Below are 21,362 nucleotides of genomic sequence, written 5' to 3'. Positions count from 1 at the left end.
GTCAGAGACCGACGGCTCCCAGCAGCCGCCCGGACTCGAAAGTCGCCGCGCCGGCGGGCAATTCACCCGGTTCACCGCTGGTGCGGACCATGACGGTGCCGGTGCCGGTGCTCGGCCTGCCGAGCTCGTCCATCTTGCGGACGGTCTGGGCGGCGACGGCCTGGGCGCTGTCGAACAGGCGCACACCGTCCGGCAATGCGGCGACGATGGCGTCGACGACCAGCGGATAGTGGGTGCAGCCGAGCACGACGCCCTCCACATCGGCGGGTGTGCGGGCGGCGGCATCGGCGATCGAGGCGTTGATCGCGGGCACGTCACCTCGGTCGATGGCGTCGGCCAGGCCGTGGCAGGCCACCCCGACAACCTTCGCATCGCCGCCGAAGCGGGCGATGAGGTCGGCCTGATAACGGCTGGCCGTCGTCGCCGCCGTCGCCCACACCGCAACCGAACGGCACTGCGCCGCAGCGGGTTTGATCGCCGGAACCGTGCCGATCACCGGCACCGACTCCCCCACCTCGGCGCGCACCTGAGCCAACGCCGTCACACTCGCCGTATTGCACGGCAGCACGATCACCTCGGCCCCCAGCGCCAGCGCCTGCCGCGCCGTCGCCAGCACCCGCTCGACCACCCACTGTTCCGGCTTGGGCCCCCACGGCGCGCCCTCGGGATCGAGCAGCAGCAGCAGATCCACATCGGGTCGCAGTTTGCGCAGCCACGCGGCCGTCGGCAACAAGCCGAGACCCGAATCGATAAGCGCGACGATCACAGGTCCACCGTATTACAGGCCCGCGAAGCCCCCCGTCCCGCCTACAGCAACTCGACCTCGTCGAACCCGACGGTCAGCCGATGCCGATCCTCCCGCAGCACCCCGCCCTCCCGGTGCGTGGTGCCCACGGCGAACTCCAGCCCGAGCGTCGACCGCCGGGTGTCGACGGACTGGACAACAGCACAGATACCGCCGAACGGGCCGTGTGAAAAGACGACCACGTCGCCGGGTGCGTACTCAGAAATCCCCACGGCGCCAGAGTAATCCGAGTCGCGTGCCGGAAGGCGAGTCAATACCTCCGTGGTACACAAAACACCGAAGTGGTGCCGTGAAGCCGGTCGCGCGGGAGTTACCCAACCAAAGTCACGACGTAGCAGCCAGGAGATCGGCCACCGGTGTAGGCGCAGCCAACTTCGCACGCAACTTCATCACCTGGGCCGTCATCCCCGCCCCGAGAACAGCGGTGAGAATTCCGTCCCTGGAGTAGTAGGCGAGGAACTTGTGCCCGTCTTCGGACACGACGGTGACCTCGTCAGCCGGATGAGGCGTACCGAGAGCCTGGATCTTCACGTCGTACTGATCGCTCCAGAAGTACGGCACCCGCGCAGCCGTAGGTGCCGCGCCGCCGAGCAGCGCGGTAACCACCAGCTTCGCCTGCTCACCCGCACTGGTCCAATGCTCGACCCGCTTGCGAATGTCACCGTAACGCCAGGCAGCGACGTCACCGACGGCCCAGACGCCCTCAGCGGACGTACGACCCAGCTCGTCGGCGAGCACGCCGCCGCCCGCCGTCGGGTCGGCCAGTTCGATACCGGAACCGGCCAGCCAGTCGGTGGCGGGCACAGACCCGATTCCGATGACCACCAGGTCGGCATCTATATCGGAACCGTCGCTGAGCAGCGCGCCGCGCACGTGCCCGTCGACGTCCACCCGAAGCGTGTCGACGCCGACGCCACAGCGCAGGTCGACACCGTGGTCGCGGTGCATACGCGCCACGTACCCACCGATCTGCTCGCCGAGTACCGACGCGAGCGGGGCAGGCTGCGGTTCGACGAGGGTCACGTCCTTGCCCGCGGCGCGGAAGCTCGCGGCCAGTTCGCAGCCGATGAATCCGGCGCCGACGATGAGGGCGCGCTGGGCGGCGGCCAGGTCGGCGCGCAGGGATTCGGCGTCGTCGTGGGCGCGCAGCACGTGTACGCCCGTCACCTCCTCCACCCCGGGCAGGCGGCGGGGGCGCAAACCCGTGGCGATGACGAGCTGGTCGTAGGCGATGGTGTCACCGTCGGCGAGGGTGAGGGTGCGCGCGGCGGTGTCCACCCGGGCGACAGCGGTGCCGAGGCGCAGCTCGATGTTCTTCTCGGTGAAGAACTCCGGCGGGCGCAGGGTGGTGTCGTCGGTCTCGCCACGCACGAACTGCTTGGACAGCGGTGGGCGATCGTACGGTGGCCGCGCCTCGTCCCCGACGAGCAGCACACCCCCCTCGTACCCGGCTCGGCGTAATTCCTCGGCGGTGCGCAGGCCTGCCAGGCCCGCTCCGACGATGACGATCGGCGCGCTCATATATTTCGTCCTTCCCTCTCGCTTGTTTGTACCAGTGCGCCGGTCGGGAGTGTGGTTCACGTCGCATTCGGCCAGCGATGTGATGCCGCCCGACGTTCGGGGCGTCGCCGATGGACTCTTCGTCAGAGGCCCGCCGGAGCGGGTTGCGTGATCTCCACATCCACTGGACGCGAGCGCAGAACGCGCAGCGCGACCAGACCGAGGAGGGCATGCAGCACGGCGGCGGCCGCGGCGACTACATGCAGCCCGTCGACGAACGCCGATCGCGCGTCGGCGGCGGCTGGAAGCAGGTCGGGCAGGTCGAGGGTTGCGCCGAGGGTGGGCGCCAGGTCCGGACCGCCGATACGGAAGACGAGCGCGGCCAGGGAACCGAACAGGGCGATGCCGAGAGCATTGCCGAGTTCGTTGCCGGTTTCGGCGAGCGCGGCGGCCGACCCCGCGCGCTCGGGCGGGACCGCCGCGACCGCGATATCGGCGACCACGCTGAAGGAGATGCCGTAGCCGATGCCCGCCACGGCCGTCGCCGCGATATACCAGCCCGCGCCGGTGCTCGTGCCGGTCGGCAGCAACAGCAGCAAACCCGCGACGATGGTGAAATGCGCGGTGACGAGCGCGGCCGACCGGCCGATCCGGGCGGCGATCGCCGGGGTGACGACGGCGGTGACGGTGAGGACCACGGCCCCGGGCACCGCGAGCAGCGCGGCATCGGTGACGGTGAGGTCGAGCACGGACTGCAGATAGATGCCGCCGAGGTAGGCGGTGGCCGACCACGCCGCCAGCGGCAGGAAGCCGGTGACGATCGCGATCGTGAACACGCGGTTGCGGAACAACGCCAAGTCGATCAGCGGGTTCGCGATCCGCCCCTGCCTGCGCCCGAACCAGCCGAGCAGCACCGCACCCACCAAGCCCGCGCCCGTGGCCGAAGTGGAAAGGCCTTCTGCCGCTGTGTGTTTCACGGCGTACATGGCGAGCAACAGACCCATCGCCGAGGTAGCCACGCTCGCCACGTCGATACGGCCGACCACCGTGGCCCGCACCTCCCCGAGCAGGATCGGCGCGAACATCAGGAACAACAACACAACCGGCACATTGATCAACAGGACCGAACCCCACCAGAACCGGCTCAGCAGCTGACCCGCGACGATCGGTCCGATCGCGAATCCGGCGGCGAACGTGGCCGCGAAGATACCGATGGCCTGTGCACGGCGCCTCGGGTCGGTGAACAGGGTGCCGAGCACGGCCAGCGCCGACGGCAACAGCGTCGCCCCGGCCACGCCCATCAGCACGCGGAACGCGATCAGCGATTCGGGGCTGGTGGCGAAGGCCGCGCCCACCGAGCCGAGGCCGAACATCGCGGCGCCGATCAGCAGGAGCCGTTTGCGCCCGTAGCGGTCGCCGATGGTGCCGAAGGCGATGAGCAGGGAGCCGACGGCGAAGCCGTAACTGTCCAGGATCCACAGGCTCTGATCGGCGGACGGGGACAGCGTACCGGTGATCGCGGGCATCGCGAGGAACAGCACCGAACCGTCCATCGCGACGAGCAGAACCGGACCGAGGACCACCAGCAGGCCCAGCCAGGCCCGCACCGGAGAAGCATTGTTCATGTCACCGAATCTGGGCCCTGGCGTGCACGGCAACCAGACCCGGCGATGGGTACACCCGGCAGGGATACCCACGAGCTCGCCGGGCTCCCTACGATCGGGAGCATGGAGCTGGAAAGCCTCGGCGTATTCCTCAAAACCCGCCGCGACCGCATCACCCCAGCCGATCTCGAGCTGCGCACCTACGGCGCGACCCGCCGGGTGCCCGGGCTGCGCCGCGAAGAACTCGCGCAGCTGGCGGGCGTGAGCGCCGGCTACTACACCCGGCTCGAACAGGATCAGGCGGGCACGGCGTCACCGCAGGTCATCGATGCCCTCGCGCGGGTACTGCGCCTCGATGCCGCCGAAACCGCACACCTGCACAACCTGGCCGGACGACCGACCACACCACGACTCACCCGCGACGAATCCGAACGCGCCCACCCCCGCGTCCTCGCCCTACTCGACGCGCTCGGCGACACCATGCCCGCCCTCGTCCTCGGCAGGCGCGGCGACGTGCTCGCCTGGAACCACAGCGGACACGCACTCTTCGCCGAACACCTCGACTTCGCCGCCCCCGCCGACCCTGTCGAGCGCCCCTCGATCCCGCGCCAATTCTTCCTCGATCCGCTCACCAAGGACCTGCATCGCAACTGGGACGAACTCGCCCGCATTCACGTCGGCTACCTGCGGCTCACGGCGGGCCGCTACCCCACCGACGCACGCCTGGCCGAACTGATCGGCGAATTGTCCATGCGCAGTACGGAATTCGCGACACTGTGGGCCGAGGGCGAAGTCGCCGACTGCACCGTCGGCACGATGCGACTACAGCATCCGACGGTCGGCAGCGTGGATGTGGACTATCAGGTGTGGTTGCAACCCGACAGCCCCGACCACCGGCTCGAGGTCTACACCGCCCGCAACGAGGCCGACGCCGACGCCTTGCATCTGCTGCGCGGGGCACCGGCTGCGCGTCGGCCCACAAGGCAGACACCCGAAGACCAGGCCTTCACGGGCGAGCACCGCTGATCGAATAGCACGGGTGAGCTTCACCGCCCCGCGTGGTCGTCCAGTACGCGGCTGAGCAGACCCACGAGCTGGTCGCGTTCGCCCTCGGACAGCGCACCGAGTAGTTCCTGCTGGGCGGCGCGCAGCTTGCCGTCGAGGTCGGCGAGGTGGGCGGCGCCTGGCTCGGTGATCGTGACGATATTGCGGCGCCGGTCCTCGGGGTCGGGGGTGCGGTCGACGAAGCCGCGCCCGGCCAGATCGTTGAGCGCACCAACGATATCGCTGCGGTCGATGCCGGTGCGCCTGCCCAGCTCGGCCTGGCTGGCGGGACCGAACTCGGCCAGGGTGGCCAGCAGCGCGAAGTGATGCCTGCGCGAGCCGGTGTCGGCGAGGGCGCGTTCGGCAGCCCGGTCGGCCAGCACCGCGACCTGGGTTAGGCATCGAGTCGGCATCCCCCGCAGCTTCGCCGCCGCCTGCGCTCCCGCGTGTTCCATGACCTCATCGTATCAAGCACTTGTTGGTCGCACCCACGAATGTTATCGTTGGCCGCACCTACATTGGTTATACCAACAATCAAGCCGAAGGCTGGGATCATGACCGAAATCCGTTACCTCCTGCCGATCCTCGCGCTGCCGACCGCGCTGCTCGCCACCGCCTGCACCGACTCCTCCGAGCAACGACTGCGTGAGCTGGAAGACCGCAACGAGATCCACGCCCTCATCGACAATCTCGCCGCAGCACTGGAAGAAGGACGATTCGACGCCTTCGCCACCATCTACACCCCCGATGTGACCGCCAAATCACCCGGCGGGGAGGCCACCGGCCTCGACAAGGTCATCGCACTCGCCGGCCGCAACCACTCCGACCAGCAGCGCTCGCCGCACTACATCAGCAATGTGCGCATCGAGCTCGCGGGCGATCGGGCCCAGGTCCGGGCGAACTCGCTGTTCGCGTTCGTTCCCAGCGCACCGACCCCCGGCCGAGTGGCCCCCGAACCGTTCTACGCCGGTGGCGGCACCTACCGATTCGATGCCGTGCGCACGCCCGACGGATGGCGCTTCGCCCGCGTGGAAACCGCGCCTCTGTGGACGGTCGGCACCCTGGCGCCCTGAGTCGGTGGCGCCTGAGGAGACGCCACCGACATCCTGGTCAGCTGTTCGCGATGATCGACTTCGCGACCTCGGGTGGGACCGGGGCGTAGGAGTCGAACGTCATCGAGAAGTTCGCTCGGCCACGGGTTTTCGAGCGAAGATCGCCGATGTAGCCGAACATCTCCGACAGTGGGGTCAGCGCGCGGACGACGTGGGCGCCGCCGCGCTCGGCCAGCTCGGTGATCCGGCCACGCCGGGTGTTCAGATCACCGATCACCTCGCCGACGTACTGCTCGGGCGTGACGACCTCCACGGCCATCATGGGTTCGAGCAGCACCGGCTTCGCGCGCGCCACCGCCGCGCGCACCGCTGCCGCACCGGCCAGCCGGAACGCCAGATCCGAGGAATCCCGCACGTGGGCGGCGCCGTCGAGCAGCGTCACCAGCACGTTCACCAGGGGGAAGCCGGCGAGCGGGCCAACCGCGAGCGCGTCTTGCGCGCCCGCGTCGACCGCGGGGACGTACTCCCTCGGCACCCGCCCACCGGTGACCTGGTTGCGGAATTCGTAGACGGCGCCGTCGTCGGCCACGTGCGGGGCCAGCGCGATCGCCACCTTCGCGTACTGCCCGCGTCCACCCACCTGTTTGCGGTGGGTGTGCTCGAGCAGGTCGACGGGAGCGGTGACGGTCTCGCGGTAGGCCACGCGTGGTTCGCCGATGGTCGCGTCCACCCGGAACTGTCGTTTCAGCCGGTCGACCAGGATTTCCAGATGCAGCTCGCCCATGCCGCCGATCACCGTCTGTCCGGTTTCGGCGTCGACATGCACGATGAACGTCGGGTCCTCGTCGGCCAGGCGGGCCAGGGCGATGCCGAGCTTGTCCTGGTCGGCGCGAGTCCTCGGTTCGATCGAGAGGGACAGGACCGGGGCGGGGAAGGTCATCGACTCCAGCACGATCGGGTCGTGCCGATCGCACAGGGTGTCGCCGGTGCCGGTGGCTTCGAGGCCGATCACGGCACAGATCTGACCCGCCCGCACCCGATCGATCGCGATCTCGGTGCTCGCGTGCATCTGGAACAGTTTGCCCAGGCGCTCCTTTCGTCCGTTCGTCGAATTCAGCACGGTGGCACCGGGTTCGGCGGTACCGGAGTACACACGCAGATACACCAGCGTCCCGAAGAACGGATGCGCCGCGACCTTGAACGCCAGGGCCGCGAACGGCTCGGCGATATCGGGAGCGCGGTGCACGTGTGTTCCTTCCGCCGAGAAGCCGTGCACAGCGACGACATCCACCGGCGACGGCAGGTAGTCGACGATGGCGTCCAGCAGCGGTTGTACGCCGATATTGGCCAGCGCCGAACCGCACAGCACCGGGTAGGCCGTGGCGTCGAGCGTCATCCGCCGGATCGCGGCTTTGAGGACGTCGACGGCGATCGGCTTGCCGGACAGGTAGCTTTCCAGCACGTCGTCGTCGGCTTCGGCGACCGTCGCCAGCAGTGCTTCTCGATGCTGAATCACCCTGGTCCGCAGCTGTTCCGGTATCTCGACGGTCTCGTAGCGGACACCGTTTCCGGTGTCGCCGCGCCACCGCTTCGCGGTCATGTCGACCAGGTCGATCACGCCCTCGAAGTCACGTTCGGCACCGATCGGCAGCTGGATCACCAACGGGCGCACACCGAGTCGTTCCGCGATGGTCCGCACGGTGAACGCGAAATCGGCGCCGAGCTTGTCCATCTTGTTCACGAAACAGATCCGGGGCACACCGTAGGTGTCGGCCTGGCGCCACACCTGCTCCGACTGCGCCTCCACACCCTCCTTGGCGTCGAACACCGCGACCGCGCCGTCGAGCACCCGCAGCGTGCGCTCCACCTCGGCGGTGAAGTCGACGTGGCCAGGGGTGTCGATGACGGTGATCTGGTGCTCGGCCCACTCGCAGGTGGTCGCCGCGGAGGTGATGGTGATGCCGTGCTCACGCTCCTGCACCATGTGGTCCATCACGGCGGTACCGTCGTGCACCTCACCCAGGGTGCGAATCACACCGGTGTAGAACAGGATTCGTTCGGTGATCGTGGTCTTGCCCGCGTCGATGTGGGCGGCGATGCCGATATTTCGTAGGCGGGCGAGATCGGTTCTGGTCATGGGAGGCTCCCGGCCGAGTCGGTTTCAGAGATCGACGCTCGCCGGTGAGGCGCTCCGGGGGACGGCACGGGCGTCGGGTCACGCGGCGTCGCCTCGGCGCCACACGGACCCGATGCGAACTAGAACCGCGACTGCGGACGTACCGTAAACATGGACTCTTTGTACGCGGCCCGGTCCGGGATTGTCGACAGGTTTTCCGCGCGGGCATAAACGCAGGTGCACAACGGTTCGTCAGAACACGCCGACAACAGGAGTGGCCCATGTCCGAACAGTTCGATCCGCACGCCCTGCTCGCCGAGGCGAAGATCGGCGTCCTCGCCACGATCAAAGCCGATGGCAGACCCCAGCTTTCACCGGTCACCCCCTACTACGACCGCGAGGCGGGCGTCATCTACGTCTCGATGACCGAGGGCCGTGCCAAGACCGCGAACCTGCGCCGCGACCCACGCGCCGCTCTCGAAGTGGGCAGCGCCGACGGCTGGTCCTGGGCAACCGCCGAAGGCACCGCCGAGCTCACCGGCCCCGGCACCGACCCACACGGCCCCGAAGTGGAAGCCCTCGTCGCCTACTACCGCGCCGCCGCGGGCGAGCACCCGGACTGGGACGAATACCGCGAGGTGATGGTGTCGGACCGCCGCGTCCTGATGATAATGGCGGTCGAGCATGTCTACGGGGCCAAGGTCCGCTGACACAGTGAGCTCTCGATGAATTGCCACAGTCGATCGGTACGGTCGAGACCACACATTCCGTGACAGATCCGGGGCAGATAGATGTTTCAGAATCCGATGATGCGACGCGGCATGCGCGTCTTCAACGCGATCGTCCTCGCCGTGACGAGGGCGCCGGGCCTTCACAAGGCTCTCGGCAAATCCTTCGCCGAGGTGAGTTATGTCGGCCGCCGCTCGGGGCGCACGTTCAGCACCCCCGTCAACTACCGCCGGTCCGGGGACGAGTACGTCATCGGCGTCGCCATGCCGGATCAGAAGACGTGGTGGCGCAACTTCCTCGGTGCGGGTGGGCCGATCACCCTGCGCATCGACGGCCTCGACCATTACGGCCATGCTGTCGCGCACCGCGGCGAGCGCGGCGGTGTCACGGTCCGGGTACACCTCGACGAGCGGTGAAGACCGTTCGCCGGAGGCCTCGATTACGTTGCTGATCCTAGGAATTCGGTGACTTCGGGAGCGAAGCGTTCGTGTTTGATCGCGCCCATGTGAGTGGTGTCGGGGTAGATGATCAAGCGGGAGTCGGGGATGCCCTCGGCGGTCTGATGGAAGATCGACTGGGGGTAGAACTCGTCGCGTTCGCCGCCGATCACCAGGGTGGGGGCGGTGATATCGGTGAGGCGGTCGGTGACGTCGAAGGCGTCTTCGGCGAGGACGAAGGCGAGGGTGTCGGCGGGGTTCTTCGGGCGCATCAGCGGGTCGGCGAGCCAGGCCACCGCACCGACCAGGCGGGCCTTCACCGGCGACTCGATACCGACGGTCGCCATGTGCTGGAGTGCGCGTTTCCCTTCGGCGGCGGCCGTCGCGTACTTCAGCTGCGAGGCGCGAGCGGGCTCGGGCAGCCGGCACCCCGACGACGCGATCACCAGCCTGCGCACCGCCGACGGATGATCGGCGGCCAATTGCAGGGCCACCGACCCGCCCGAAGAAATCCCCAGCACATCGACGGGCTCCCCGAATTCGTCCCGCAAAGCCTCCGCGTGGTCGCGCGCGATATCGGCCATCGACGTCCCCTCCGCCATCCCCGGCGCCCGATTCACCGCATACACCCGGAAGTTCCTGGCCAGCGGCGCCAACGTTTTCACCTCACTGGCCCGCATCCATCCGCTCGGGTTCGTGTGATCCGGCGTGAACCACCGCAGGAACACCAACGGCCGCCCCTCCCCGAACGCGAAATACGGCAACCCGTGCCCGAGCTCCCCCTCGACAACCTCGAACCCCTTCACCACAACCACGCCGCCTCCAAACGCCCCAGGGACACCCGACCCCACGAACGCTACCCACCCAGCGCCCTCCCGGCGATGACCCCACATGTCATGGCTTGTGTGGCGGACTAGGAGCCGCTGCCGCCACCACGGCCGAGGCCGCCGCGCTGGATGACCGTGCCGCTCTTGGTCTTGATTTCGACATTGCTCGGCTTGATGGTCGTGCCGCCGGACGGTGGCTTGCCGATGGTGGTGTTGCCGCCGTAGTAGTACTGGTACTGCGGCCAGGTCGAGCTGCCGCGGAAGGATCCGACGCCCGAGCTCGAGCAGTTGCTGTCAGCGACGACGGTCTGGCTGCCGTTCTTCTCGGTTCGTACGCAGGACGCGATGACCGGGTCCGGATTACTCGGGCGGCTGAGCAGGTAGCCGCCGCCGATGAGAGCGGCTATGCCGACGATCGCGACGGTCCCGATCTTCCTGGCACTGCTCGACGAGTAATCGGGCCCCGCCGCCGACTCTCGCAACAGCCGCTGAACCCGTTCGCGCTCGACATTCGCGGCGCGGACTTCATGGGAGAAGAGTAGAGGCTCGGGCTGCGGGCGAGTGGGCCATCGTGCCGGTTCCGGCGGCCGGTACGGCGTGCTACGACCCGGCTCTGCCCCTGACTTGTCGAGGAATCCTTCCCCCATGGCGACACCCCCGTCGATCTGTCCTCAGAATGCCATGCCGGGCAATCGATTTCGACCGATTATGGCGAACCACGCTTATGGGATCCTTCGATGCGCCCCCGGAAAACGCCGAACGGCGCCGCTCCCGGGGGAGCGACGCCGTTGCGGTGTCAGTGAGTCAGAGACTCACTTGATGATCTTCGTGACGCGACCGGCGCCGACGGTGCGGCCACCCTCGCGGATCGCGAAGCGCAGGCCCTCGTCCATGGCGACCGGCTGGATCAGCTTGACGGACATCTCGGTGTTGTCACCGGGCATGACCATCTCGGTGCCCTCGGGGAGGGTCACAACGCCCGTCACGTCCGTGGTACGGAAGTAGAACTGCGGGCGGTAGTTGTTGAAGAACGGGGTGTGGCGACCGCCCTCGTCCTTCGACAGGATGTACGCCTGGCCCTCGAACTCCGTGTGGGGAGTGGTGGTGCCCGGCTTCACGACGACCTGGCCACGCTCGACATCTTCGCGCTTGATGCCACGAACCAGCAGACCGACGTTGTCGCCGGCCTGGCCCTGGTCGAGCAGCTTGCGGAACATCTCGATACCGGTGACGGTGGTCTTGGTGCTCTTCTCGCGGATGCCGACGATCTCGACTTCCTCGTTCACGTTGATGATGCCGCGCTCGACACGACCGGTGACGACGGTGCCACGACCGGTGATGGTGAACACGTCCTCGACGGGCATCAGGAACGGGAGCTCGGTCTCACGGACCGGGTCCGGGATCGAGTCGTCGACGGCCTTCATCAGCTCGACGATGGACTCGGCCCACTTCTCGTCACCCTCGAGGGCCTTGAGGCCGGAGACGCGCACGACGGGGGCATCCTCGTCGAACTCCTGCGACGCCAGCAGCTCGCGGACCTCCATCTCGACGAGCTCGAGGATTTCCTCGTCGTCGACCATGTCCGACTTGTTCAGCGCGACCAGGATGTAGGGCACGCCGACCTGACGGGCGAGCAGCACGTGCTCGCGGGTCTGCGGCATCGGGCCGTCGGTGGCGGCGACCACGAGGATGGCACCGTCCATCTGGGCCGCACCGGTGATCATGTTCTTGATGTAGTCGGCGTGACCCGGGGCGTCGACGTGCGCGTAGTGGCGCTTTTCGGTCTGGTACTCGACGTGGGAGATGTTGATCGTGATACCACGAGCCTTCTCCTCCGGCGCCTTGTCGATCTGGTCGAAAGCGAAGCTCTCGTTCAGGTCCGGGTACTTGTCGGCGAGCACCTTGGTGATGGCCGCAGTCAGCGTGGTCTTGCCATGGTCGACGTGACCGATGGTGCCGATGTTGACGTGGGGCTTCGTCCGCTCGAACTTCGCCTTCGCCACTGTTGTCCTCCTGGACTAGTTAGTGCGTGCTTTTTTGCAGCAGTGCGGTTAATAAGGGGGGTCGTGCTGACGCCCGGTTGCCGCGGCCAAGCGTACAAGGCCGCGGCAAGCGAATTACTCGCCGGTCGCCTTGGCGATGATCTCCTTGGACACGTTGGCCGGAACCTCCGCGTACTGGGCGAACACCATGGAGTAGTTCGCGCGACCCTGGGTCTTCGACCGCAGGTCACCGATGTAGCCGAACATCTCCGAGAGCGGAACCAGCGCCTTGACGACACGGGCACCACTGCGTTCCTCCATGGCCTGGATCTGGCCACGGCGGGAGTTGAGGTCGCCGATCACTTCACCCATGTAATCCTCGGGTGTGATGACCTCCACCGCCATGAGCGGCTCGAGGATCACCGGACCGGCCTTACGGGCCGCTTCCTTCAGGGCCTGCGAACCCGCGATCTTGAACGCCATCTCCGAGGAGTCGACGTCGTGGTACGCGCCGTCGAGCAGGGTGACCTTCAGGTTCACCAGCGGGTAGCCGGCGAGCACGCCGTACTGCATGGCGTCCTGGGCACCCGCGTCGACCGACGGGATGTACTCACGGGGCACGCGACCGCCGGAGACCTTGTTCTCGAACTCGTAGTGCGCACCGTCTTCGCCGACGAAGGGCTCGACCGCGATGATGACCTTCGCGAACTGGCCGGAGCCACCCGTCTGCTTCTTGTGCGTGAACTCGAGCTTCTCGACCGGCTTGGTGATCGTCTCACGGTAGGCCACCTGCGGCTTACCGACGTTCGCCTCGACCTTGAACTCGCGCTTCATGCGGTCGACGAGGATGTCGAGGTGGAGCTCGCCCATACCGCCGATGACGGTCTGGCCGGTCTCCTGGTCGAGCTTCACCGAGAACGTCGGGTCCTCGCGCGCCAGCTTCTGGATCGCGGTGCCGAGCTTCTCCTGGTCGGACTTGGTCTTGGGCTCGATGGAGACCTCGATGACCGGGTCCGGGAACGTCATCGACTCGAGGACGACCTGGTTCTGCGGATCCGAGAGGGTGTCACCGGTGGTGGTGTCCTTCAGACCGATCACGGCGTAGATGTGACCCGCCGAAGCGGTGGTCACCGGGTTCTCCTTGTTGGAGTGCATCTGGAACAGCTTGCCCAGACGCTCCTTCTTGCCCTTGGTCGAGTTCACGACCTGCGAGCCGGAGTCCACCTTGCCCGAGTACACGCGGATGTAGGTGAGCTCACCGAAGAACGGGTGCACCGCGATCTTGAACGCCAGAGCCGAGAACGGCTCGTCGACGTTCGGCTTGCGGGTCAGGATCTCGTCTTCCTTGCCGGGCACGTGGCCGGTGGTGGCCTCGACGTCCAGCGGGGAGGGCAGGTAATCGATGACCGCGTCGAGCATGGGCTGCACGCCCTTGTTCTTGAACGCGGAACCGCACAGCACCGGGTACAGCTCGGAGTTGACGGTCATCTTGCGGATGGCGCCCTTGATCTCCTCGACGGAGAGCTCCTCGCCACCGAAGAACTTCTCGAGCAGCGCCTCGTCGGACTCGGCGACGGTCTCGAGCAGCTCCTGGCGGTACTGCTCGGCCTTGTCCTTGAGGTCGGCCGGGATCTCGACGACCTCGTACTCTTCGCCGAGCTTGGTCTCGCCCTTCCAGACCTTGGCGTTGTTCTCGACGAGGTCGACGATGCCCTCGAAGTCGTTCTCGGCACCGATCGGCAGCTGGATGACCAGCGGCTTGGCACCGAGACGGTCCTTGATGGTCTGCACGGTGAAGTAGAAATCAGCGCCGAGCTTGTCCATCTTGTTCACGAAGCAGATACGCGGCACGTCGTACTTGTCGGCCTGACGCCACACCTGCTCGGACTGGGGCTCGACACCCTCTTTGCCGTCGAACACCGCGACCGCACCATCGAGCACGCGCAGCGAACGCTCCACCTCGACGGTGAAGTCGACGTGCCCGGGGGTGTCGATGATGTTGATCTGGTTGTCTTTCCAGAAGCAGGTGGTAGCGGCGGAGGTGATGGTGATACCACGCTCCTGCTCCTGCTCCATCCAGTCCATCGTGGCCGCGCCGTCGTGAACTTCACCGATCTTGTACGTGATGCCGGTGTAGAACAGGATGCGTTCGGTCGTGGTGGTCTTGCCCGCATCGATGTGGGCCATGATGCCGATGTTGCGGACCTTGTTCAGGTCGGTGAGCACGTCCTGTGCCACGAAATTCTCCCTTTTAAGTGACGGGCCGGACTATCACCAGCGGTAGTGCGCGAAGGCCCGGTTCGACTCGGCCATCTTGTGGGTGTCCTCGCGACGCTTCACCGCGGCACCGAGGCCGTTGCTCGCGTCGAGGAGCTCGTGGGCGAGACGCTCGATCATCGTCTTCTCACGACGGGCGCGGGAGTAGCTGACCAGCCAGCGCAGCGCGAGGGTGTTGGCGCGGCCCGGACGGACCTCGACCGGCACCTGGTAGGTGGCGCCACCGACGCGGCGGGGCTTCACCTCGAGGGCGGGCTTGACGTTGTCGAGCGCGCGCTTGAGGGTGACGACCGGATCGGTGCCGGTCTTCTCGCGCGCCTGCTCGAGGGCACCGTAGACGATGCGCTCGGCGGTCGACTTCTTGCCGTCCAGCAGAATCTTGTTGACCAGCTGAGTGACCAGCGGGGACCCGTAGACCGGGTCGTTGATCAGCGGACGCTTGGGTGCGGGGCCCTTGCGTGGCATATCAGCTCTTCTCCTTCTTGGCGCCGTAGCGGCTGCGGGCCTGCTTGCGGTTCTTCACACCCTGGGTGTCCAGCGAGCCACGGATGATCTTGTAGCGGACACCCGGGAGGTCCTTCACACGACCGCCGCGGACGAGCACCATGGAGTGCTCCTGCAGGTTGTGGCCTTCACCGGGGATGTACGCCGTGACCTCGATCGCGCTGGTCAGGCGAACGCGCGCGACCTTACGGAGCGCGGAGTTCGGCTTCTTGGGGGTGGTGGTGTACACGCGAGTGCACACGCCACGACGCTGCGGGCTCCCCTTCAGGGCCGCAGTCTTGGTCTTGGTGACCTTGTCGCGGCGACCCTTGCGGACCAGCTGGTTGATGGTTGGCATAGACCGGCTTTCCTTATTGGTGATTGCGGTAGCGGAACACGTGTCTTCAGTTCATCGAGCTTTCACTCGCACGTCCGACCGTGTTTCCGTTTACCCGCGGTCGGGCGTGTCGCGCGCGGCTCAGGGCCCTTTTTCTGGGCACGCTGGAACGTATCAGCCGCTCTCGCTGGCCTACGTTCACGCACGAACTTGCCCGTAGCAATCCGGGCACAGCGGTCCACGATACGCGCCCGCCCGAACCGGGGTCAAAGCGGGGTCGTGCGTCAAGGCTTCTACCTGGCCAGATCCAGGGTCAGCTCCACCAGCTTCTGCGCTCCCGCGCACGGATCCGGGTGGGCCGAGCCCGGCCGGTAGTTGATCCACCAGCCGATGACCCCGACATCGGCGGCCGGCGCGGTGACTCCGCAGGAGTCGTTGTCGCCCGGCCTGCGCACCTGCAGGGCCCTGCGACCCTGCACCGTGATGTCACCGGTGAGGTACCCCAACTTCTCGTTGGTGGTCTTCTCGTTGTTCAGCGTACCCATCTCGTACCAGTTGAGGGTGGCCATGGCCGAGCCGCCAGGTGCGTCGTCGATGTCCCACATGCAGACGGCGCCGCTGAAGGAGGTGGTGACGCTGAGCGCGTTGCCGACGATCTCACCGATCTTCGCGGGTTCGACGACCTCGCATTCGCGCAGCAGCTTGTCGAAATCGGTGTTCACCGACTCGCCGCCGCCACCGCCGCCTGCCGGGCGCGCGTTGCCCTCGACCTTCTCACCGCAGCCCGCGAGGGTGACGGTGAGCAGCAGCGCCGCCGCGGCGGTCGCGATCCTGGTGGCGCTCATCCCAGCCGTCCTACCGTGAGCTCGGCCAGTTTCCGTGTGCGGTCGCACGGGTTACCGCCCGTGGCGAAAGTGCCGGTGGAGATGGACCATTCGAAGAAGTCGTCGTCGAGTTGCACCGCGAAGTCGCAGACGGTCCCCTGCGGGTCGAGCGCCTGAAAACCGGGGCGACCGGCCACATCGATCGACTCCGGGTTGCGGCCGACGCTGGACACCCAGGCCTTCTCGCGTTCGATCGGGCTGCCGCGATAGGACGCGAATGTCACGCTCGGGGCGAACAATCCGGCCGACTGCCAGTTGCAGCCGGTCGAGTTCTTGTACACCCGCGCGATCTGGGACAGGCCCGCCAGCTCGCGCACCTCGTCGTCGGTGACGTGCCCGCACTCGCCGACGAACGGGCCGAGTGAGGCCACCTTCGGTGGCGGCCGATTCGGGCCCGCCGGCGAATCGGAGTCGCCCCCCGATCCGCACGACGACAGCACGACAGCCAGGGCCATGCCGGTGATGATCGCCGAGGGGATCCGCATGCCATGAACTGTAGTGCGTGCGCGGACGCACTCACAGGTTCCCGCGGGCCTCCTGCTCGCGTTCGATGGCTTGGAAAAGGGCTTTGAAATTGCCTTTTCCGAAGCCGAGTGAGCCGTGTCGCTCGATGAGTTCGAAGAACACCGTTGGACGGTCGGTGATCGGGCGGGTGAAGATCTGCAGTAGGTAGCCGTCTTCGTCGCGGTCGACGAGGATGCCGCGCCGCTGCAGTTCCTCGACGGGGACGCGGACATGGCCGATGCGGGCGCGCAGTTCGGGGTCCTCGTAATAGGTGTCGGGGGTCGGCAGGAATTCGACGCCCGCGGCGCGCAGGGCGTCGACGGTGGCGAGGATGTCGCCGGTGGCCAGGGCGATGTGCTGCACGCCCGGTCCGCGATAGAACTCGAGGTACTCATCGATCTGGGAACGTTTGCGGCCGACGGCCGGCTCGTTGAGCGGGAACTTCACGCGGTGGTTGCCGTTGGCGACGACCTTGCTCATCAGCGCGGAGTATTCGGTCGCGATGTCGTCGCCGACGAATTCGGCCATATTCGTGAAACCCATGACGCGGCGGTAGAAGTCGACCCAGCGGTCCATCATGCCCAGTTCCACATTGCCGACCACATGGTCGATGGCCTGGAACAGGCGCGGACCGTCGCGAAGGGTCGAGGTGCGTGCGACATAGCCGGGCAGATACGGGCCCGCGTAGCCGGAGCGGTCGATCAGGGTGTGCCTGGTCTCGCCGTAGGTGGCCAGGGCGGCGGAGCGCACCGTGCCGAATTCGTCGCTCTCGTCGTGTGGTTCGACCAGGATCGTCGCGCCGTGCTCGCGCGCCCAGGTGACGCACCGGTCCACATCGGGGACCTCGAGAGCGATGTCGACCACGCCGTCGCCGTGCCGGTCGTGATGGGCGACCAGCGGACTGTCCGGATCCACCGCGCCCTTGACCACGAACCGCGCTCCCCCGCTGCGCAGCACGTAGGCCTTGTGGTCGCGGTTGCCGGCCTCGGGGCCGGCGTAGGCCTCGAGCCGCATCCCGAAGGCCGATTGCAGGAAGTGCGCGCACTGGGTGGCGTTGCCGACAACCCACACCAGCGCGTCCCAGCCGGTGACAGGGAACGGATCGACACTGTCGTCGTGCTCGATCAGCCCGACGAGCTGCTGCTCAATGGTCATGACCTAGGAAAGCGCGCCACCGGTGAGCTAGGCAACAACACCGCTCAAGCCTGGTCATGCTGACCAAAGTTGATACCTCACGCTGTCGGATGGTGGACAATTTGAATAGCACCCGAGGACGGAGGTCTGGCATGCGCACACCCGCGAAACTGGACGAACTCGACCTGGCGATCCTGTCGGCCATGCACGAGTTCCAGAAGGCCGGGATCCTGGAACTCTCGCGGCGCACGAAGGTGGCCCGCGCGACGGTGCAGGCCAGGATCAACCGGATGGAGGAGGCCGGGGTGATCGCCTCCTACGACCCCCAGATCGATGTCACCGCAGCGGGTTTCGACGTGCAGGCGTTCGTCACCCTGGAGATCGCCCAGGGCGCGCTCGACACCCTCACCGCCGAACTCGACGCGATCCCCGGCGTGCTCGAGGCCTACGCGACCACGGGTTCCGGTGACGTGCTCTGCCGGATCGGCGCCGACTCACACGCCGGTCTACAGGCCGTGCTGCTCAGCATCGACCGCACCAGCGCGGTGGTGCGGTCGCACAGCGTGATCGTGCTGTCGACGGTGATCGAACGGCGCACGCTCCCCCTGCTGCGCACGCTCACGCCTGCGGGTACCACGAAGGCGCCCGCCTACCGGGATCGCCGCGTCGGCCAGTCGGACACCCGCGCCACGGACCGGTAGGGCGGACTCGAAACCGCCGGCGCCGCGGCGGGCTCGGGCATCGTCGATGGATGACGCGCCTTGGAACCGGCTCAAGCAAGTCAGTGCCGGGAGAGGCGGGTCATCAGGCCGTGGACGTGCGCCTCGGCGGCGGCGCGGGCCGATTCGGGGTGGCCTGATTCCAGGGCTTCAAGGATGCGGCGGTGTTCACGCAGGGCCACGCGACGGTTGCGCGCGGAGCACCACAGGTCGCCTCGGTACAGGTGCGCCTGCGCTTCCAGACGCGCCAATTCGTCGGCGAGGCACCGGTTTCCGGATGCGCCCCGGATGAAGCTGTGGAATTCCAGGTCGAGCTGGGCGTCGCGGGCGGCGTCGGTGGCGTCGTCCAGGTTGGTTTCCTGGGCGGCGATGACGGCCGCGAGTTTGTCGAGGTCGGCGTCGGTGAGGCGGGTGGCGGCCGTGGCGGCGGCCAGGCCGTCGAGGACGGCGCGGACCGCGAGTACCTCGCGGATGCGTTCGTCGTCGACGGCGGCCACCTTCGCGCCCGCGTGCGGTGTGCTCACCGCGAGACCCTCGTAGATGAGCTGCTGCACGGCCTCGCGCACCGGGCTGCGGCTCACCCCCAGCCGAGACGCCAGCGCGGGCACGCTGAGTGGGCTGCCCGGGGCGAGTTCGCCGGAAAGGACCAGCTGCCTGATCCGGCGATGCACCGACGGGCCGAGCAGTGAGGTGCCGTCGTCACGCTCCGCTTCCGCCTCCGGGCGCTGACCGCTCATGCCGTGTCCCTTCCGTTGTCTGCGCCGATTATCCCTGCGGCCGGTAGTTGGCTCGCACACGCTGGGTGAGGAAATCGGCCGCGGTGACCGGTGGGTATTTGCCGCCGGGGCCCTGGATGATCGCGTCGCGGTCGGCCTGGGCGAAGTAGGCGATGCTGTAGCGCTCGCCCTGGTACTCCCCCTCGCCGGGGCTGCGGACCCGGTGGAAGTTCGACGGCAGCAGATCGTCGCTCCAGCGGGTGAGCATGTCGCCGATATTGCAGGTGATCAGGCTCGAGGACGGGGTGATGGAGGTCCACTCCTGTTCGGCCATCTCCTTGCCGGGACATACTTGCAGCCCGCCTTGGCCGTCGCGCTGGAAAAGCAGGGTGAGACAGTCGAAGTCGGTGTGCGCGCCTGCCCGCCAGCGGCCGGGAACGCCGCGCAGTTCCTCGGGCACCGCGAAGTAGTGCAGCAATCGCAGTGCGCTCTGGTAGTTCGGCGATGCGGGATCGTGTGCGGTGGTGAAGTGTTCGCGCGCCAGTCCGAGCCGGTCGGCGAAGCAGGACAGCACCCGCATCGCCACTTCCCAGGCCCGATGCTCGAAATCCAGGACACGTGAACGGAATCCGGGCAGCTCGGTCTCGCTCGGCCAGAGCCCGTCCATGTGCGGCCGGGTGACCTGATACGACTCCTTCTGATCGGGCACTCCGATGGACGGGCGCACCTGACTCATGCTCTCCCAGCCGGCGTTGTGTTCTTTCACCAGCGGATATTTGGCTTTGATCTCCTGCGGCAAGGCGAAGAACTCCGCTGTGGCGCCGAACATCTCGTCGATCAACGCTTGCGGGATGCCGTGCCCGGAGAGCTGGAAGAAGCCGATCTCGGTGGCCGCCGCCCACAGTTGGTCGGTGATCTCGGCGCGGCGATTCTCGAAATCGGTCAGGTCGACGACGCGGATCTCACGGGTGGTTTCCCTGCCGAGGCCGCCCATCCGCTTCTCGCGCGAGACCTCGGACAGGTCGTAGCTGGTGCTCATGGAATGTCTCCTTATCCGGTGACGGAGATGGACGGGTCGAGGAATTCCTTGGTGACGAGATCCGATGCCCGCAGGCCGGACGGCACATTCGCCCCGCCCGCGCGCAGGATGGGCGCGAATTCGTCGATGATGCGCTGCACGCGGGCCTCGTCGAAGCTGCCGAGCACACCGTCGCTGTCGTTGCCGATCAGGCCGCCGTCGATCAGCGCCGTGGAGCCGAACGCGGCGAGCTCGGCACTGTAGGGGCTGAGCTTGGGATTCTGCTCGACCACATCGACGACCACCTCGTCGACATGCGTCGAATCGGCCCGGAATTCGGCGGTGGCCCGCTGGATCATCGGCACCAATTTCTGCAGGCAGGGCCGCAATTCGGCGAGTTTGTCCGCCCGGACGTTCACTGTGCGGGCGTATCCCTCGTAGCCGACGTCCTTGAGCAGCTGGTAGCGCACGGGCTTGTTCCAGGCGCGCACCTCGTGTTCGTAGGTGTAGGGCTCGGCGTTGACGAAACCCTGCTGCGCGAAGGACGGATCGGTGACGAACCGGGACGGCGAATTGTCGTAGGAGGCGTCGATCTGTTCGGGTTTCACCAGGCCACGCGCCACCAGCCAGTCCGGGTACAGCTGCCCCTTGGACACCACGATCGGCCTGCCGGACCGGCCGATATCGGCGATCCCCTGCCAGCCGGGATTGGTCGCCGGGTCCCACATCAGCATCTGCGGGCTGTTGCGCAGCAAGGTGGTGACCGCCACGATCGGCTGCTGCCCGGCGGCGGCGATGGCGTGCTCGGAGTGGGCGAGGCCGAGGGTGATGCTCTCGTCGACGTACATCTGCGACGGCACGGTCTGGAAGCCGATGGCCGGTCCGCCCGCCCGGATCTCGAGTTCCACCCCGGTGTCCTTGCCCGCGGTGACGAGCGGACCGGTGATCTTGTTGTTGTCGGCGTCGACCGTGTAGCCGGGACCGAGCAGGCCGAAGATCGGGCCGGAGTCGGTTTCCGGGGCCCATTGCAACTGCACGACAACGGTCTCCGGGCAGACACCGGCCAGCCATTGTTCGGCGGGTGCGGGTTCGAGGGCGACGGCGGTGTCCTCACCGGTTTCGCCGGAACAGGCGGCGAGGGTGAGGGCAAGGGCCGCGATACCGAGGCGGTGCAGGGGACGTGCGTTTTTCATG

23 protein-coding genes are annotated in these 21,362 nt (G+C 67.2%); 5 read left to right on the top strand and 18 right to left on the bottom strand.

Annotation, left to right across the window (positions count from 1 at the left end; all coding sequences use genetic code 11):
* Nucleotide 1 precedes the first annotated feature (1 nt).
* The 4 genes from NI2_RS01985 to NI2_RS01970 all read right to left on the bottom strand — a co-directional run bounded on the left by NI2_RS01985 (nucleotide 2) and on the right by NI2_RS01970 (nucleotide 3,930).
* Nucleotides 2-766: a glutamate racemase gene (locus NI2_RS01985; protein WP_067485214.1), complete on the bottom strand. Its 765-nt coding sequence runs from the start codon at nucleotides 764-766 to the stop codon at nucleotides 2-4.
* Between the two features lie 41 nt (nucleotides 767-807).
* Nucleotides 808-1,017, bottom strand: a complete 210-nt coding sequence (locus tag NI2_RS01980) for a hypothetical protein (protein WP_067485211.1) — start codon at nucleotides 1,015-1,017, stop codon at nucleotides 808-810.
* A gap of 112 nt (nucleotides 1,018-1,129) precedes the next feature.
* Complete coding sequence (locus tag NI2_RS01975; protein WP_067485208.1) at nucleotides 1,130-2,326, bottom strand: NAD(P)/FAD-dependent oxidoreductase; 1,197 nt, start codon at nucleotides 2,324-2,326, stop codon at nucleotides 1,130-1,132.
* Between the two features lie 122 nt (nucleotides 2,327-2,448).
* Nucleotides 2,449-3,930 carry an MFS transporter gene (locus tag NI2_RS01970; protein ID WP_067485206.1) on the bottom strand — a complete coding sequence of 494 codons (1,482 nt, stop codon included), beginning with the start codon at nucleotides 3,928-3,930 and terminating at the stop codon, nucleotides 2,449-2,451.
* Between the two features lie 102 nt (nucleotides 3,931-4,032).
* Between NI2_RS01970 and NI2_RS01965 the strand changes: the two genes are divergently transcribed.
* Complete coding sequence (locus NI2_RS01965) at nucleotides 4,033-4,935, top strand: helix-turn-helix transcriptional regulator (protein WP_084475783.1); 903 nt, start codon at nucleotides 4,033-4,035, stop codon at nucleotides 4,933-4,935.
* A 20-nt stretch (nucleotides 4,936-4,955) separates the two neighbouring features.
* Here NI2_RS01965 and NI2_RS01960 read toward each other — a convergent pair whose 3' ends face one another.
* Nucleotides 4,956-5,408, bottom strand: coding sequence for a MarR family winged helix-turn-helix transcriptional regulator (locus NI2_RS01960; protein ID WP_067485203.1), 453 nt, complete (start codon nucleotides 5,406-5,408; stop codon nucleotides 4,956-4,958).
* Between the two features lie 99 nt (nucleotides 5,409-5,507).
* Here NI2_RS01960 and NI2_RS01955 point away from each other — a divergent pair, with 99 nt between their 5' ends.
* A complete protein-coding gene (locus tag NI2_RS01955) occupies nucleotides 5,508-6,026 on the top strand; it encodes a nuclear transport factor 2 family protein (RefSeq protein ID WP_067485200.1) in 519 nt (172 codons plus the stop codon).
* Between the two features lie 37 nt (nucleotides 6,027-6,063).
* On the opposite strand, the gene fusA (NI2_RS01950) is transcribed toward NI2_RS01955, so the two are convergent.
* Complete coding sequence (fusA, locus tag NI2_RS01950) at nucleotides 6,064-8,142, bottom strand: elongation factor G (protein ID WP_067485197.1); 2,079 nt, start codon at nucleotides 8,140-8,142, stop codon at nucleotides 6,064-6,066.
* Nucleotides 8,143-8,402: 260 nt separating this feature from the next.
* Here fusA (NI2_RS01950) and NI2_RS01945 point away from each other — a divergent pair, with 260 nt between their 5' ends.
* Together NI2_RS01945 and NI2_RS01940 are read left to right on the top strand one after the other, a co-directional pair.
* Complete coding sequence (locus NI2_RS01945) at nucleotides 8,403-8,831, top strand: PPOX class F420-dependent oxidoreductase (RefSeq protein WP_067485189.1); 429 nt, start codon at nucleotides 8,403-8,405, stop codon at nucleotides 8,829-8,831.
* 99 nt (nucleotides 8,832-8,930) lie between these two features.
* Nucleotides 8,931-9,266, top strand: coding sequence for a hypothetical protein (locus NI2_RS01940; RefSeq protein WP_255283992.1), 336 nt, complete (start codon nucleotides 8,931-8,933; stop codon nucleotides 9,264-9,266).
* A 23-nt stretch (nucleotides 9,267-9,289) separates the two neighbouring features.
* Here the strand turns inward: NI2_RS01940 and NI2_RS01935 are convergent, their stop codons facing one another.
* The 9 genes from NI2_RS01935 to hppD all read right to left on the bottom strand — a co-directional run bounded on the left by NI2_RS01935 (nucleotide 9,290) and on the right by hppD (nucleotide 17,736).
* A complete protein-coding gene (locus NI2_RS01935) occupies nucleotides 9,290-10,102 on the bottom strand; it encodes an alpha/beta fold hydrolase (RefSeq protein ID WP_067485183.1) in 813 nt (270 codons plus the stop codon).
* A 98-nt stretch (nucleotides 10,103-10,200) separates the two neighbouring features.
* Complete coding sequence (locus NI2_RS01930; protein WP_067485180.1) at nucleotides 10,201-10,596, bottom strand: hypothetical protein; 396 nt, start codon at nucleotides 10,594-10,596, stop codon at nucleotides 10,201-10,203.
* Nucleotides 10,597-10,926: 330 nt separating this feature from the next.
* Nucleotides 10,927-12,117, bottom strand: a complete 1,191-nt coding sequence (tuf, locus tag NI2_RS01925) for an elongation factor Tu (RefSeq protein WP_067485177.1) — start codon at nucleotides 12,115-12,117, stop codon at nucleotides 10,927-10,929.
* A 114-nt stretch (nucleotides 12,118-12,231) separates the two neighbouring features.
* Complete coding sequence (fusA, locus tag NI2_RS01920) at nucleotides 12,232-14,334, bottom strand: elongation factor G (RefSeq protein ID WP_067485174.1); 2,103 nt, start codon at nucleotides 14,332-14,334, stop codon at nucleotides 12,232-12,234.
* Between the two features lie 33 nt (nucleotides 14,335-14,367).
* On the bottom strand, nucleotides 14,368-14,838 hold the full coding sequence (gene rpsG, locus NI2_RS01915) for a 30S ribosomal protein S7 (RefSeq protein WP_067485171.1): 471 nt from the start codon (nucleotides 14,836-14,838) through the stop codon (nucleotides 14,368-14,370).
* A 1-nt stretch (nucleotide 14,839) separates the two neighbouring features.
* On the bottom strand, nucleotides 14,840-15,214 hold the full coding sequence (rpsL, locus tag NI2_RS01910; RefSeq protein ID WP_056814220.1) for a 30S ribosomal protein S12: 375 nt from the start codon (nucleotides 15,212-15,214) through the stop codon (nucleotides 14,840-14,842).
* Nucleotides 15,215-15,486: 272 nt separating this feature from the next.
* Entirely contained in the window at nucleotides 15,487-16,038 is a 552-nt protein-coding gene (locus tag NI2_RS01905; RefSeq protein ID WP_067485168.1) for a DUF3558 domain-containing protein, read from the bottom strand.
* Nucleotides 16,035-16,562 carry a DUF3558 domain-containing protein gene (locus tag NI2_RS01900; protein WP_067485165.1) on the bottom strand — a complete coding sequence of 176 codons (528 nt, stop codon included), beginning with the start codon at nucleotides 16,560-16,562 and terminating at the stop codon, nucleotides 16,035-16,037. The genes NI2_RS01905 and NI2_RS01900 overlap by 4 nt, the downstream gene beginning before the upstream one ends.
* Nucleotides 16,563-16,593: 31 nt before the next feature.
* Complete coding sequence (gene hppD, locus NI2_RS01895) at nucleotides 16,594-17,736, bottom strand: 4-hydroxyphenylpyruvate dioxygenase (RefSeq protein ID WP_067485162.1); 1,143 nt, start codon at nucleotides 17,734-17,736, stop codon at nucleotides 16,594-16,596.
* Between the two features lie 131 nt (nucleotides 17,737-17,867).
* On the opposite strand from hppD, the gene NI2_RS01890 reads away from it, so the two are divergent.
* Nucleotides 17,868-18,416, top strand: coding sequence for an Lrp/AsnC family transcriptional regulator (locus NI2_RS01890; protein ID WP_067485159.1), 549 nt, complete (start codon nucleotides 17,868-17,870; stop codon nucleotides 18,414-18,416).
* An 80-nt stretch (nucleotides 18,417-18,496) separates the two neighbouring features.
* Here the strand turns inward: NI2_RS01890 and NI2_RS01885 are convergent, their stop codons facing one another.
* The 3 genes from NI2_RS01885 to NI2_RS01875 are packed head-to-tail and all read right to left on the bottom strand — an operon-like array spanning nucleotide 18,497 to nucleotide 21,361.
* Nucleotides 18,497-19,171 carry a GntR family transcriptional regulator gene (locus NI2_RS01885; protein WP_067485157.1) on the bottom strand — a complete coding sequence of 225 codons (675 nt, stop codon included), beginning with the start codon at nucleotides 19,169-19,171 and terminating at the stop codon, nucleotides 18,497-18,499.
* A gap of 28 nt (nucleotides 19,172-19,199) precedes the next feature.
* Entirely contained in the window at nucleotides 19,200-20,189 is a 990-nt protein-coding gene (locus tag NI2_RS01880) for an isopenicillin N synthase family dioxygenase (RefSeq protein WP_067485153.1), read from the bottom strand.
* 11 nt (nucleotides 20,190-20,200) lie between these two features.
* Entirely contained in the window at nucleotides 20,201-21,361 is a 1,161-nt protein-coding gene (locus NI2_RS01875; RefSeq protein WP_067485151.1) for a periplasmic binding family protein, read from the bottom strand.
* Between the last annotated feature and the right edge of the window lies 1 nt (nucleotide 21,362).

It is taken from the genome of Nocardia ignorata NBRC 108230, from assembly GCF_001612905.1.
In the GTDB taxonomy this organism is placed as follows: Bacteria; Actinomycetota; Actinomycetes; order Mycobacteriales; family Mycobacteriaceae; genus Nocardia; species Nocardia ignorata.
This window is presented reverse-complemented; position numbering and strand designations above follow the sequence as displayed.